10 protein-coding genes are annotated in these 13,419 nt (G+C 74.7%); 5 read left to right on the top strand and 5 right to left on the bottom strand.

The genetic code is table 11. The features are described from left to right. Positions 1 to 351: 351 nt before the first annotated feature. Both ACGF15_RS20745 and ACGF15_RS20740 read left to right on the top strand, forming a co-directional pair. Entirely contained in the window at positions 352 to 2,508 is a 2,157-nt protein-coding gene (locus ACGF15_RS20745) for an acyltransferase family protein (protein ID WP_392800847.1), read from the top strand. A gap of 376 nt (positions 2,509 to 2,884) precedes the next feature. Then, on the top strand, positions 2,885 to 3,616 hold the full coding sequence (locus tag ACGF15_RS20740; protein WP_345613637.1) for a polysaccharide deacetylase family protein: 732 nt from the start codon (positions 2,885 to 2,887) through the stop codon (positions 3,614 to 3,616). Between the two features lie 72 nt (positions 3,617 to 3,688). Here the strand turns inward: ACGF15_RS20740 and ACGF15_RS20735 are convergent, their stop codons facing one another. After that, entirely contained in the window at positions 3,689 to 4,261 is a 573-nt protein-coding gene (locus ACGF15_RS20735; protein ID WP_345613635.1) for a dihydrofolate reductase family protein, read from the bottom strand. Positions 4,262 to 4,654: 393 nt separating this feature from the next. Here ACGF15_RS20735 and ACGF15_RS20730 point away from each other — a divergent pair, with 393 nt between their 5' ends. Further along, positions 4,655 to 5,524 (top strand): hypothetical protein, encoded by an 870-nt coding sequence (locus ACGF15_RS20730; protein ID WP_362611445.1) that lies wholly within the window; start codon positions 4,655 to 4,657, stop codon positions 5,522 to 5,524. A 181-nt stretch (positions 5,525 to 5,705) separates the two neighbouring features. Here ACGF15_RS20730 and ACGF15_RS20725 read toward each other — a convergent pair whose 3' ends face one another. Both ACGF15_RS20725 and ACGF15_RS20720 read right to left on the bottom strand, forming a co-directional pair. Beyond that, complete coding sequence (locus tag ACGF15_RS20725; protein ID WP_392800842.1) at positions 5,706 to 7,085, bottom strand: MFS transporter; 1,380 nt, start codon at positions 7,083 to 7,085, stop codon at positions 5,706 to 5,708. Further along, positions 7,082 to 7,819, bottom strand: coding sequence for a winged helix-turn-helix domain-containing protein (locus ACGF15_RS20720; protein ID WP_392800839.1), 738 nt, complete (start codon positions 7,817 to 7,819; stop codon positions 7,082 to 7,084). Before ACGF15_RS20720 ends, ACGF15_RS20725 begins: the two co-directional genes overlap by 4 nt. A 268-nt stretch (positions 7,820 to 8,087) precedes the next feature. On the opposite strand from ACGF15_RS20720, the gene ACGF15_RS20715 reads away from it, so the two are divergent. Continuing rightward, a complete protein-coding gene (locus ACGF15_RS20715) occupies positions 8,088 to 9,530 on the top strand; it encodes an ABC transporter permease (RefSeq protein WP_392800836.1) in 1,443 nt (480 codons plus the stop codon). A gap of 272 nt (positions 9,531 to 9,802) precedes the next feature. After that, entirely contained in the window at positions 9,803 to 10,483 is a 681-nt protein-coding gene (locus ACGF15_RS20710; protein ID WP_345613625.1) for an ABC transporter ATP-binding protein, read from the top strand. Positions 10,484 to 10,509: 26 nt separating this feature from the next. Here ACGF15_RS20710 and ACGF15_RS20705 read toward each other — a convergent pair whose 3' ends face one another. Continuing rightward, a complete protein-coding gene (locus tag ACGF15_RS20705; RefSeq protein WP_392800833.1) occupies positions 10,510 to 12,927 on the bottom strand; it encodes a caspase family protein in 2,418 nt (805 codons plus the stop codon). Positions 12,928 to 12,937: 10 nt separating this feature from the next. Next, positions 12,938 to 13,348, bottom strand: coding sequence for a hypothetical protein (locus ACGF15_RS20700; protein ID WP_392800830.1), 411 nt, complete (start codon positions 13,346 to 13,348; stop codon positions 12,938 to 12,940). Positions 13,349 to 13,419 lie beyond the last annotated feature (71 nt).

Raw genomic sequence — 13,419 nt, 5'->3', positions numbered from 1 at the left:
GCGCGGCCGGGGCGCTGATCCGGAGCGCGGGCCGGCCCCGTGACTTTGGCCACTCCGAGGGGCCGCCTGAATAGGGACAGTTCACCTGGATGCAAAGCAATCTCCCCCCTTTGTTATCACTATGTGACTGTCGTACAGTCGGCCTCGGTTCCGGCTGAGGTAGCTTCGATCGTCGGTCTCCGGAGTGATTATCGGCTTTGCTGGTCGCCGGTCCCGGCTGGGTCGACCGCCTGCCGCGGAACGAGTCCCCGGACCGAACAGGGGGCGGACGCGAGCGCATGCGCGTGCCTCTGAGCACTGCAGCGCCGTCTGCGCACCCCGGCGACACCCACGAACAAGGAGAACCACACGGTGCCCGTCCTCCGTACCGCGCGCCCGTCCGGGTCCGCCGACGAAGCCCCGCCGGACACGGAAACGAGGGAGGGCGGCTCCCCCGGCAAGCCGGCGGCGAGAACGGACAAGGCGGGCCTGCGGCTCGACATCCAGGGGCTGCGCGCCGTCGCCGTCACCCTGGTGGCGCTCTCCCACGCGGGGGTCACCCAGGTCGCCGGCGGCTACGTCGGCGTGGACGTGTTCTTCGTCATCTCCGGCTTCCTCATCACCTCGCTGATGCTCCGGGAGCACGCCCGCACGGGACGGATCGCACTGGGCCGGTTCTACGCCCGCCGCGCGCTGCGCCTGCTGCCCGCCTCCACGCTGGTCGTGCTCGCGACCCTCGCGGGCTCCTGGCTGTTCCTGGGCCCGCTGCGCTTCGCGGACTACGTCAAGGACGCCATCGCGTCCGCCTGGTACGTGGTGAACTTCCGGCTGGCCGACGCGGGCACCGACTACTTCAACACGGACGTACCGCCCTCGCCGTTCCAGCACTTCTGGTCGCTGGCCGTCGAGGAGCAGTTCTACCTGGTCTGGCCCGTCCTGCTGATCGTCGCGCTGAAGCTGTTCCGGCGCCGCGCCCTGCTGGGCGTCCCGCTGCTGGTGCTGGCCGCGGCCTCCTTCGCCGTGAACCTCCACCTCACCGAGACCTCCCCGTCCTGGGCGTACTTCGCCTCCCAGGGGCGGATCTGGGAGCTGGCCGTCGGCGCCCTGCTCGCCCTGGTGGCGCACCGCCTGCCCGAGATACCCCGGCCGGTCGCCGCGGTCGTCAGCTGGGCCGGCCTGGCCGCCATCGCCTACGCGGCCGTGGCCTTCGACGAGAGCACCCGCTTCCCCGGCTACTACGCCGTCGTCCCCGTGTTCGGCGCCGCCGCCGTCCTCGCCTGCGGCGAGGCGGGCGGGCGCTACGGCGCGGGGGCGCTGCTCTCGCTGCGTCCGGCGGTCTGGGTCGGCGGCATCTCCTACGCCTGGTACCTGTGGCACTGGCCGCTGATCCTGATCGTCCCGGCCGCCGCCGGGTTCGGCGAGCACGAGGGTCCGCTGCGGCTGATCGCCGCGCTGTGCGGTATCCCGCTGGCCTGGCTCACCCTGCACCTGGTCGAGAATCCGATGCGCTTCCACCGCGCGTTCAAGGCCCAGGCGGGCCGGGGCCTCGCCTTCGGTCTGGGCCTGTCGGCCGTCGCCGCGCTGACCGCGGTCGTCGCCGCCCAGTTCCCGCCCGGCCTGGCCTCGGGCTCCGCCCGCCAGAACACCAAGGAGGCGCTCGCCGGCGTCTCCGACCCGCAGGCGGCACTGAACCGGATGCTGGAGGAGCGCATCGAGACGCTGCCCTCCAACCTCGCGCCCAGCATGAAGGACGTGGCGTACAAGCGGACCAAGGTGTACACCGACGACTGCGCCCTGACCATGACGGACACGGTCCAGACGCAGCCGTGCCTCTACGGCGACACCGACGCCGAGCGCACCGTGGTCCTGTTCGGCGACTCGCACGTCGCCCAGTGGTTCCCGGCGCTCGACGCGATCGCCCGCAAGCACAACTGGCAGCTGTACTCCCTCACCAAGAACGCGTGCAAGGTCTCCCAGATCACCATCGAGTACAACGGCGGCCCGTACTCGACCTGCGACGCGTGGCGTGAGGTCACGCTCAAGCGGATCCTGGAGATGAAGCCCGAGCTCGTCATCACCTCCAACTCCAACTCCGCGAAGCTGTGGGGCGAGGGCGACACCGCGACGGCCTGGGGCAAGGGCCAGGCCGAGACCTACCGGACGTTCAAGGAGAACGGCATCCCGGTGGTGACGCTGCTGGACAACCCCTGGCCGAAGAACAACGCGGTGGACTGCGCCGTGGCCAACCCGGACGATCTCGGCTCCTGCGCCCGCGACCGCTCCGAGGCCGACCCCAAGCCGGACGTCACCCAGGCGATCCGCGAGGCGGCCGAGGCGGAGGACGTCACCGTCATCGACCCCTACCCCTGGGTCTGCGCCCCCTCCGGCAACTGCCCGATCGTGGTCGGCAACACCATGGTCTACCGGGACTACGGCCACCTGGCCGACGCCTATGTCGAGGCGCTCACCCCGGTCGTCGAGCGGGAGCTGATCCGGCTGGCCGGCAAGGACCTGGACAAGCTCCGGTAGCGAGCGCACATCGCAGAGGACCGGCCCGGTGCCGCGTCAGCAGAGGACCGCCCGCCGCGGACCCCGCCCGACGCGGCACCGGGCCGTTTCGCTTGCCGGGCCGTTTCGCCACGGGCCGGGGTGACCCCGGGTCGGCCGGTCGCCGGGGCGCGCCGGTCGCCGGGCCGGGTGGCCCCGGCCGGTCCGCGGCGGAAGCACCGTGCACGCTGGTCGGCCCCGGTCCGCCCCGGCGGCCCCGCCCGGCCCTGCCCGGTTCCGTTCCGGTGCGTTCCGAGGGTTGCGCCGCGTCCGGTGTGCGGGGCTCCGCTTCCGGCGCGGCGGTGGTCTCAAGTCACCCTATTGACACGGCATTTGGTCTAGTCCAATGATGCGGTCCATGCCGAGACCTCGCACGGGCCGCCGCGTCCGCACCCTGCTCGCCGCCGCCCTCACGACCCTCGCCCCGCTGGTGTTCCTCACGGGCCCCGCCCAGGCCGCCCCGGCCGCGGCCGGGGCGTGGACACCCGCGCCCGCACCCGTCGTCAGCCACGTGGAGACCGACGACCCGGTCGTCTTCATCACCATCGACGACGGATGGGCGACCGAGGAGGCCGCCGGAGCCCGGCAGCTGCTCCTCGAACGCCGCATCCCCGCCTCGCTGTTCCTGCTGCCCGACGCCTACGAGCGGGACCGCGACTACTACCGGACGCTCCTCGCGCACGGCCCCTCCCGGATCGAGAACCACACCACCACCCACCCCGACCTCACCACCCTCACCGAGGCCGGGCAGCGCGCCGAGATCTGCGGGGCGCGCGACCGCCAGCTCGCAGCCTTCGGCGACGGCCCCCGGCTGCTGCGCCCCGCGGGCGGGGCCACCTACAACTGGCCCTACCACAACGCCGACACGCGCACGGCGGCCCCGGCCTGCGGCGCCGAGGCCATCGTGATGTGGACCCACGACCTCACCACCTGGGGCTCCTGGACCCCGCCCACCCCGGAGCTGAAGGCGGGCGACATCGTGCTGCTGCACATGGGCCCCACGCTGGAGGCCGACCTCACCCGTGCACTGGAGGCCGCCGACGCGGCGGGGCTGAGCCCGGCCCCCCTGCGCGACTACCTCCTCGGCTGAGCGCGGCGGGGCGCCCTCCCCGGGGACCGGAGGAGAGCGCCCCGCACCGCCGCCGAGCGGCCGCTGCCCCGGTCAGCGCACCACGTCGAAGACGTTCTTCTGGATACCGTTGGCGTAGGCCTCGTGCTCGACCAGCTTCAGCTTCTGGACGTCCTTGTCGGTGGTGCTGAACAGGCGCTTCCCGGCGCCGAGCAGAAGCGGGAACACCAGCAGGTGGTAGCGGTCGATCAGCCCGGCGTCCGACAGGTTCCGGTTGAGGGTGGCGCTTCCGTGCACGATGATCGGGCCGCCCTCGGTCTCCTTGAGCTTCGCCACCTCGTCCAGCGAGCGCAGGATCGTGGTCTCGCCCCAGTCCGACACCAGGTCGTCCTCGGTCAGCGTGGTGGAGACGACGTACTTCGGCATCACCTTGTAGCCCGCGAACTCCTCCATGCCCGGCCACACCGGGCTGAACGCCTCGTAGCTGGTCCGCCCCAGCAGCAGGGCCGCGGCCTCCTCCTGCTCGCGGCCCTTGATCTCGTAGGCCTCGGGCAGGAACTCGACGTCCTTGAACGTCCAGCCCGAGTTGCGGTAGCCGGGCTCTCCGCCCGGAGCCTCCACCACGCCGTCGAGCGAGACGAAGGCGGTGCTGATCAGGGTGCGCATAGCGGATTCCTCGGTGTCTCGTCGGTGGTCCCGGCCGGTTCGGTGGGCGCGGGCGCCGGGGGTCCCGCCGCGCGCCGGCCACCATGTTCCCCGACCGCCGTGTTCTACGACCGCGCGGAGCGGGGAAAGTCATCGGTGTCCACCCGGCCGTCTGGCATGATCGCGTACACGACACGGGAGGGGAGTTCGGTGGCGTTCGGGGGACAGGGGCCGTACGGGGCGGGGAACCCCTACGGGCCGGGGCAGCCGCACGGATCGGGAAGCCGCTACGGGTACGGGCCGGGCACCCCGGGGGGACCGGGGGGTGGTCCGGGCGGGTATCAGCCGGACGGCGGGAACCCCTACGGCGGCGGGCCGCACCTGCCCCCGCGGCCGCCCGTCCCGCCGCCGTATGTGCCGCCCCCGCGGCCGACGCTGCGGCAGCAGTTCCGTGCCGACGAATGGCCGACGCTGCGCCGGCTGCTGCACCGGACGGACCTCAACGGCTGCTATCTGCTGCCGCTGCTGATGTGCTGCACGCCCCTCCTGCTGCTCGTGCTCGCCTACCCCGTGGCGCGCTCCGCCCGCAGGCAGGCGAGAACCGCGTTCCCCGCGGACCTCCACCGCCACCCGTACGACCCGGAGGTCTGGCGGGTCCAGAAGCTCCGCGCCTGGCTGGCGCTGGCCGCCTCCCTGGCGATCCTCGTCGCGTACGGCACGGGCGAGGACTGGTCCGAGGTGCAGGACCAGTTCCTGCTGCGGGTGACCATCACCCCCTGGCTGCTGCTGCTCACGGCGCCCGTGGTGATCCTGGTCCTCCTGCGGCTGGCGCCGGACGCGGCGCGACCGGGGATGCGGTCCCGGCTGCGTCCCCCGGTGCGGATGGTGTTCTGGTACGTCGGCTCCTTCACCCTGGTGCCCCTGCTGTTCGCGGGGGTCATGCTGCTCAGCGAGACCTACCAGGGGCGGATCTGGGCCCCCTTCCTGACCATGGTGCTGCTCGCCCCCGTCCTGTGGATGCTCTGCTTCGTCGGCTTCGGCTCGGCCACCGTGGTCCGCACCGCCTTCGGCACCTCGGCGGTCCATGCGGCGCTCCCCGCGCTGCTCACGGGCGTGCTCGTCTGGGAGCTGGCCGCCGTCAACCTTCTGGCCACGGGCATGCCGCCGGGCCCGCCGCTCGTCCAGGTCCTCGCGGTGTTCTGCGGCCCGCTGTCCGTGACGGGCGTCGCCTGGTGGGAGATCGAGCGCCTGCGCACGCGGCACGGGGTGCGCCTGCGCGCCTGAGGCCGGCGGTGCGGGGCACCGCCGTGCCGTGCGCGAGCCGGTTCCGTACCGGCCCGCTTCTGCACAGGGAGGAGGTCGCGCATCCCCCCGGGCCGCATCGACGGTGGTGACAGGGCACATGCAGGTCGCGGGGGCGGCTCCGGGCCGTCGCCGTCGTCCCGCTGAAGGGCCCCGGGACTGCTCAGGGGCCGGTGCCCGAGGGGGTGACGGCGGCCGTGTCCGCCTCGGCGGCCTCCTGCTCCTGCTCCGGTTCCTGCCTCGGTTCCGGTAGCTGCTCGGGTTCCGGTTCCGGTTCCGCGGACGGGCTGCGGAGCCACACCGTCGCCCCGCCCAGCACCACCGCCCCGGCCAGCAGCCACGGCAGCGGGCCCGCCGGGAGCGCGCCCGCCGCCAGTCCGGCGAGGGCGCCCGTCAACTGGAGGGCGAGGGACTGCACCGACAGCGCGGTCGCGCGGACGGTCCCGCCGACGCGCCGGTGCAGCAGGTCGTTCTCGTTCGGCCCCGCGCAGCCCAGCGCCAGGTAGACCAGGGCGTATCCGCACACGGCGAGCATCGAGGCCACCGGCGAGGCGGACCCCGCCGTCGCCCCCAGGAGCAGCAGCCCCGAGGCGCACGCCACCATGCACAGCAGCACCGCCCGGTCGCCCCGTCCGCCCAGCCGCCGGGCGGCGGCCGGAGCGAGGTGGCTGCCCGCCCCGGTGCACACGAAGCCCGCGCAGGCCAGCACGGCGAAGAGCACCGCCCCCGACTCCGAGCCACCCGTCGCCGCGGCGGCCCGGGGCGGGGTCAGCAACTCGACGGCGCACAGCGCGGCGCCCGAGGCCGCGGCCGTCAGCAGGAGCCTGCGGACCAGTCCGTCGCGTGCGCCCAGGCGGACCCCGGTGCGCACCGTGTCCGGGACCCCGCGCAGGATCCCGGCCACGGTGGCGGGCGGCCGCGGCGGCTCGGGCAGAGCCGTGAGCACATAGCCGACGAACACCGCGCAGACCACCGCCGCGAGCATCGACGGGACCGACAGCGGCAGCACCACGCCACCGGTGATCCGGGACGGGTCCGCGCCGATCCGGTCGAGGAGCAGGGGCAGCGATCCCCCGGCCAGCGTGCCGACGGCCAGGGCGGCCGCGGAGGCCGAACCGCCGCGGGCCAGACCGGTCCGCAGTTCCGCGTCCGGACCGGCGGCGGCCTGCACGGTGTCGACGTACCACGCCTCCGCAGGACCGGAGGAGAGTGCCCGGCCGGCGCCGAGCAGCAGCATCGCCGCACCGAGCACCCACAGGGAGGAGGCCGTGGAGACCAGCAGCAGGGCGCCGAGGTTGAGCGCTCCCGAGGCGGCGAGCACCGGCCTGCGGCCGATCACGTCCGACAGTCCGCCGGTGGGCAGTTCCAGCGCGGCGACGGTCAGCGAGTACACCGCGAACAGGCCCGCGACGGTGGCGAGGGCCAGGCCCCGCTCGGTCAGCAGCAGCACCTGGGAGGGGAGGTAGAGGCCGACGGGCAGCCAGAAGAGGAAGGCGGTGGCGGTGAAGCGGCGGCGGGCCGTCTCGGGGCTCAGGAGGCTCACCGGGCGTCCTCCGCGTCGCCCCGGCGGCCCGCGGCCGGACCGTCCTGCCCGCCGGGCGCCCCGTCCCCCGCGCCGGTGGCCGTGTCGGCGGCCGTGCCTTCCCCCGCGTCGGCGGCGGTATCGGGGTCCCCGGGGTCCCCTGGGTCCTCGGGCGCGTCGGGCATGCGGAACCCGGCCGCGAACACCGCGGTCTGCTCGGCGCGCGGGTCGTCCGCGTCCCGGGCGGCCAGGGCGTGGGCGGTGCGGGTGAAGACCTCCTCCAGCTCCCTGAGGGACTCGGGGGTCATCCGGAGCATGAGGTCCGTCATGCCGGACGCCTCCAGCCAGTCGGCACCCACCCGGCCCGCCGCCGCATCGGCCGCATGGGCCGTCACCGTGCGTTCCAGGTGGTCCAGTTGGGCGCGGCGGATGGTGTCGACGAAGGCGCGGGCCGCCTCCGAGTCGTTCATCCGGGCCTCGTCCCAGCTGGTGAGCGCATGGACGGCCTGCCAGCGCCGCTCCCGGGCGTCGCGGTGCTCGGCCTCGGCGATGAAGCCGTGGCGTGCCAGGACGCGCAGGTGGTAGCTGGTCGACGCGGAGGACTCACCGGTCCGCACGGCCAGCTCGCTGGCGGTGGCGGCGCCGAGCTGCCTCAGCAGCCCCAGCAGCCGGATGCGCAGCGGATGGGTGAGGGCCTTCAGGGCGGCGGTGTCGGTCCCCGGGTCGAGGATCCGGCGGGTGGGTTCGGCGGGCATGGGGCGAGCGTAGGGTCGCCGGGCCACTTCGCAAAACTATTTTTGCAAAAAAACTTCTGCAGAATCGGTGGGCGGTGGGCGGTGGGCGGTGGGTGATGGGTGATGGGTGATGGGCGGTGCCCGGCCGCACGGGCGGGGCCGGGTCGGCCGGGGGCGCGCGCCCGGGGCCGCACGCGGCAGGGGGCGCGCCGAGGGCCGCCGAGGAACACTCATCCACCTCTCATCCGGGGCTTATCCCCCCATCACCCCCCGCTCCTAGCGTCGCGTCATGTTCTTCACCTACCTCCGGCGCGAGTTGCGCCGCCGCAGGAAGGCGGCGTTCGTCGTCGCTTCGGGGCTGGCCCTCGGCATCGCCCTCGTCATCGTCGTCACCTCGGTCTCCTCGGGGATGAGCCGCGCCCAGGACAAGGTCCTGGAATCCCTCTACGGACTGGGCACGGACATGACCGTCACCAAGGCCGTCGAGCCCCCGGAGGAGGGGCAGACCACCCGGAGGCCGCGGTTCGAGTTCGACGCAGGGGAGGGCGACGAGGCGCAGCAGAGCCGGGACCTCGTCACGGTCCAGGGCTTCCAGTCCCTGGACGCCTCCACCGTCGACGACGTCGCGGGCCAGGACGGCGTCGCCGACGCCGTCGGCGGACTCGGCATCCGTGTGATGAAGGTCGACGGGGAGTTCCGGCGCGGGCAGGTGGAGAACCCGGGGCAGGGCGGACCGGGCGGCGGGGGCGGCGGGGCCGTGCGCGGCGGGGGCGCGGCCTTCGACGTCGACTCCTACACGGCCTACGGAACCGACGTCGCGCGCCAGGACCTCGGCCCGCTCACCACCTCGAAGATCACCTCCGGCCGGACCTTCGACGAGGACGAGACGGACGCCGCGGTCGCCGTGCTCGACAGCGCCTGGGCCGCCGGGAAGGACCTGGCCGTCGGCGGCACCCTCACCGTCTCCGGCACGGAGTTCGAGGTCATCGGCATCGCGACGGCCGACAGCGGCGACGCCGCGGCCGACGTCTACCTGCCCCTCGCCCGGGCCCAGGCCCTCGCCGACGCCGAGGCCGAGGTGACCACCGTCTACGTCAAGGCCACCGACTCCCAGCGGATCGAGGACGTCAAGGAGGCCATCGGGAAGAACATCCCGGGGACCACCGTCACCACCTCCGCGGACCTCGCCGCCACCGTCTCGGGCTCTCTGTCCACCGCCTCCGACCTCGCCTCGGGCGTCGGCACCTGGCTGTCCTACCTCGTGCTCGGCGCCGCGTTCCTGGTGGCCGGGCTGCTCACCTCCTCCGCGGTGAGCCGCAGGGTGCGCGAGTTCGGCACGCTCAAGGCCCTGGGCTGGCGGAGCGGCCGGGTCACCCGCCAGGTGGCGGGTGAGGCGCTCGTCAACGGGCTCGTCGGCGGCGCCCTCGGTATCGCACTCGGTCTCGCGGGCGCCTGGTTGATCACCGCGCTCAGCCCGACGCTGACCGCCGAACTCGGCGGCGGCGGGGGCGCGGTCGGCAACGCGGCGCGCGGCGGGATGCGCTTCGGCGGACCCGGCGGCGGGGGCGGCAGCCCCCAGACCCTCGACATCGCCCTCACCGCCCCGGTCTCCCTCACCACGATCGGCCTCGCCGTCGCCCTCGCCGTGGCCGGCGGTCTCGTCGCGGGCGGGTTCGGCGGCTGGCGCGCCTCCCGGCTCCGCCCCGCCGACGCGCTGCGCCGCGTGGAGTGAACGCACACGTCACGACGCCATACGTCTCGTCCGCACATGTCTCGACGGCACATGTCTCGACGGCACATGTCACGACGGCACATGTCTCGACCGCACGCGTCTCGACGGCACATGTCACGACCGCACGCGTCTCGACCGCACATGTCACGAGCGCACGGGTCTCGACCACGTTGCGCACGGCCGCCCGGCGCGGGGCGGACCGGCCCCCGGGGACGCCACCCCGGGGCAGGCAGGACCGCGACGACACCCCCTTCATGCAACAGGAGTTGACGATGTACCAGCTCACCGGCGTCACCAAGCGCTACCGGCGGGGCAAGGACGCCGTAACCGCCCTCGACTCCGTCGACCTCACCATCGAGGACGGCGGGCGCCTGGTGATCCAGGGCCCGACCGGAGGCGGCAAGTCGACGCTGCTGCAGATGCTCGGCGGACTCGACCGGCCCACCGAGGGCAGCATCGTGCTCGACGGCACCGACCTCGCCGCCCTCCCCGAAGCCCGGCTCACCCGGGTCCGCGCCGAGAAGATCGGCTTCGTGTTTCAGGGGTTCAACCTGATCCCCACCCTCACCGCGCAGGAGAACGTGGAGACCGCCCTGGTGCCCCTGCGCCTCGGTGCACGCGAGCGCCGCGAACGCGCCGGGGAGGCCCTGGCCTCGGTGGGCCTCGGGGAGCGCTCGGGCCATGTGCCCGGCGAACTCTCCGGTGGCCAGCAGCAGCGGGTCGCCATCGCCCGAGCCCTGGTCAAGCGCCCCGCGGTGCTGCTCGCCGACGAGCCGACCGGCAACCTCGACGAGTCCATGCGCGACGAGGTGATGGAGGTGCTGGAGGCGCTGTGGCAGGAGCACGCCTTCACCTTCGTGATGGTCACCCACGACTCGGCGCTGGCCCGCCGCGCACCGCGCGTGGCGACCATCGGCGACGGGCGGGTGACCGTCAGGGAGCAGGTGGCGTAAGGGGGGTGCCGGGCCACCGCCGGGGGTCACCCGCCCCCGGCGGGCGCCGGGGTGCGGGCATCCGCCCGCGCGAGCCCGGCGGTGGAGACCGCCAGCGCGATCAGCACCGCGGCGAAGCCGTAGAGGACGGCCGGGGAGCCGCCCACCACGAGCGCCCGGTCCCACAGCGGTACGTCGGCGGCGCGGTGGGCGATCCAGGCCGCCACGGCCGCGAGACCGAAGACCCGGGGCGACATCCGGGTCGCGGCCGCGGTCACCGCCACGGCGGCGGGAGGGACGGCGGCCATGGGCAGCACCAGCCATCCCGCGGAGCCGTCGTAGCCCAGCGACACCAGGACGATCCACTCGGCCGCCAGGACCGCGGCCGTCACCGCGGCGCACCTGCGCGCCGTCCGGCGGTCCGGACGGGACCGCACCCGCAGGGCGCACCCGAGACCCGTGAGGGCGGCGACGGCGGCGAAGGTGCCGAGGGCGGAGCCCAGGAACTCGTTCGCCGACAGCACCAGCAGCGCGTCCCCGACCGCGGCCGCCACTCCCAGAACGGTGACGGCCCGGGCGTGCCCCGGACCCAGCCGGGGGGACAGGCGCGGCCGCACCGCCCGCAGGGCCCGTACCGCGGCGAGTACGACGGCGCCGTGGGCGGCGATCTCCAGGATCATCCCCCACCCCGGGGAGAGGCTCCACAGCGCCAGCGCCACGGCCTGGACCCCTCCGATCGCCGACGTGCAGCCCAGCCCGGCCAGCCCGCCGGCGGCCGCCCTCTCCCAGGAGGGACGCAGTACCGCCGCCCCGCACAGCGCCACCAGGCAGGCGAGGGTGAGGCCGGAGGCTTCCTGCCAGCGGAAGTCCACCTGGGCGGGGGAGCCGTCGGCGTAGTACGGCAGGAACAGACGCGCGAGGAGCAGGGCGGCGCCGACGAGGGCCGGAACGCAGACCGCGGTCGGCCGCGGCCCCCGGCCTCCGGCCGCACCTCCCGAGCCGAGGGCCGCCCCGCTTCCATGCCCCGTCGCCACGCCCCCCGGACGCGGGGGTCCGCCCGCAACCGCCTCGGGCCGCCGCGGCGGGGGCGGGAGCTGCTTCCGCGCCTCCTCCGGGACCTCTCCCCGGGGCTTCTGCGCGGGCGCGGGCGGACGGTCCGTCACGGGCGGTGCTCCGGGAGGGCTCCCGGTCCGTCCGGCGGGGGCGGTGGGTGCGGGAGGGGTGGCGGTGCGCCGGGTACGGCCGCCCCGCTTGCGGCGGGTGGTGGGCGCGCCTGCCGGGGAAGGCCGTCCCGCGGGGGCCTCGGGCGGGCCCGCGGCGCCCGTCGGGCGCGCGGGGCCGGGCCGGGCGGTGGCGCCGGGCCGGGCGGTGGCGCCGGACGGGGTCGGGCTCCCGGCCCCGTCGGGGCCCTCGGCCCGGTCCGCCTGGTCCGCCCGGGGCGGCGGGGAGTCCTGCGGGGTGGGGTCCTCGGCCGCGCCCGCCGGGTCGGCGGGCGCCGTGAGCTGCTCCTCCCGCCCCCCGTGGGCGGCGAGCAGGGCCGCGGCCGCGGCCGACACCGTGCGGCTGTCGTCCTCCGCGAGGCCCTGAAGGGCCAGTCGCGCGGCCAGTGCCCGCCCCGCGTGGCGTCCGGCCAGCAACCGGCCGAGTTCCTGCGCCGCAGCGGCGCGGATCCCGGCCAGCGGATGGCCGATCGCGTCGGCGAGCTCCGGGGGCAGCGGGGCGGGCGTCGCCACGGGCCGCCCGCGGCGGGCGAGGCGCAGACCGCCCTGCACTCCGAAGGCCCACTTGCCCGGCGTCTGGTGCCGCGTCACCGCCCGGACGGACTCGTAGAGATGGTCGTACAGCTCGTCCAGCGTCACCCAGCCGTCCTGGTCCCGGTCGGCCTCCCCCGACTCAAGCCCCGCCACCAGGGCGCCGGTGAAGACGGACGGCCCCGGTGACGGCGAGGTCTCGGACGGTTCGTCGCCGCCCTCGAAGGCGTACTCCATCGCGCTGGACGCGGTGATCACGGCCCGGCCCCGGCCCGCCAGCTGCTCCCGCAAAGGCAGGGCCGTGCCCCCGCGAGGGACCATGCCACGGGCGAAGGCACCCGCGTAGCAGCAGTCCAGGAAGAGGACGATCCGACGCGAACGGCTGCGTCCCATCAGCCGGTTGACGAGGTCCGCCGAGACGGATGTCGAGTCCAGCCGGCCCAGCCGCGTGTCCGGGGTCGCGAAGTGCAGGCGCCCGTCCTCGTCCTTGACCCCGTGGCAGGAGAAGTGCACGAGCAGCAGGTCGTCGGGCGAGCGGTCGGCGAAGAAGTCGTCGAGCGCCTGGTTGACGACGTGCGCGGGCTGGTTGACCAGGGTCCGGACGTCGTAGCCGCCGATGGCACCGTCCCGCAGCACCCGGCCGAGCGCCTCTGCGTCCTCCGCGGGTGATCGCAGCCGCCGCAGCCCGGGGTCCCCGTACTCATGGCACGCCACGATCAGGGCACTACGTGTCCCGCTCACTGTCCGGCCCGGTGCTCCGGTGCTCCAGCCACGAGTCGATCAGCCGCCGCCTGTCCTTCGCGGACAGGCCCGTCACCTCGATCGAGTCACCGTCGATCTCGATCCTGACGCTCCGCCCCGTCCGCCCGGCCGCCCATGCCTCGACGGCCGCCAGGACGGCCGACACCAGCTCCGGCTGCGCCATCGCCACCAGCAGCGCGCCCAGTGCGACCGCCCCGCCGGACTTGGCGCCCTCCGGCGCCTCGCCGCCGTCGAGCGGGGACACTTCGGCGGCGTCGAGTTCCCGCAGCTCCCGGCCCAGGCTCTCCGCCAGTTCAGCCCGCCGCTCGTCGTCGGCGCCCTCCTCCCCGACGTGCAGGACCAGCCGTAACGCCGCCGTGTGCGCCACTGTCACCCCCAGGGACTCCCCGTGCGCGGTGCACCACATGTTAGGCGCGGGCCGTGGTGGACGGCAGGGCTTCGCGG

Origin of the sequence: Streptomyces sp. NPDC048001, assembly GCF_043203115.1 — a bacterium.
GTDB lineage: Bacteria > Actinomycetota > Actinomycetes > Streptomycetales > Streptomycetaceae > Streptomyces > Streptomyces sanyensis.
Note: the sequence above shows the minus strand (reverse complement) of the source record. Positions and strands in the feature narration are given on the sequence as shown.

Bases quoted from the DNA above. Each gene is read 5' to 3' on its own strand.
- ACGF15_RS20740 (WP_345613637.1), top strand. From the start codon at position 2,885: ATGCCGAGACCTCGCACGGGCCGCCGCGTCCGCACCCTGCTCGCCGCC.
- ACGF15_RS20735 (WP_345613635.1), bottom strand. From the start codon at position 4,261: ATGCGCACCCTGATCAGCACCGCCTTCGTCTCGCTCGACGGCGTGGTG.
- ACGF15_RS20720 (WP_392800839.1), bottom strand. From the start codon at position 7,819: ATGCCCGCCGAACCCACCCGCCGGATCCTCGACCCGGGGACCGACACC.
- ACGF15_RS20715 (WP_392800836.1), top strand. From the start codon at position 8,088: ATGTTCTTCACCTACCTCCGGCGCGAGTTGCGCCGCCGCAGGAAGGCG.
- ACGF15_RS20710 (WP_345613625.1), top strand. From the start codon at position 9,803: ATGTACCAGCTCACCGGCGTCACCAAGCGCTACCGGCGGGGCAAGGAC.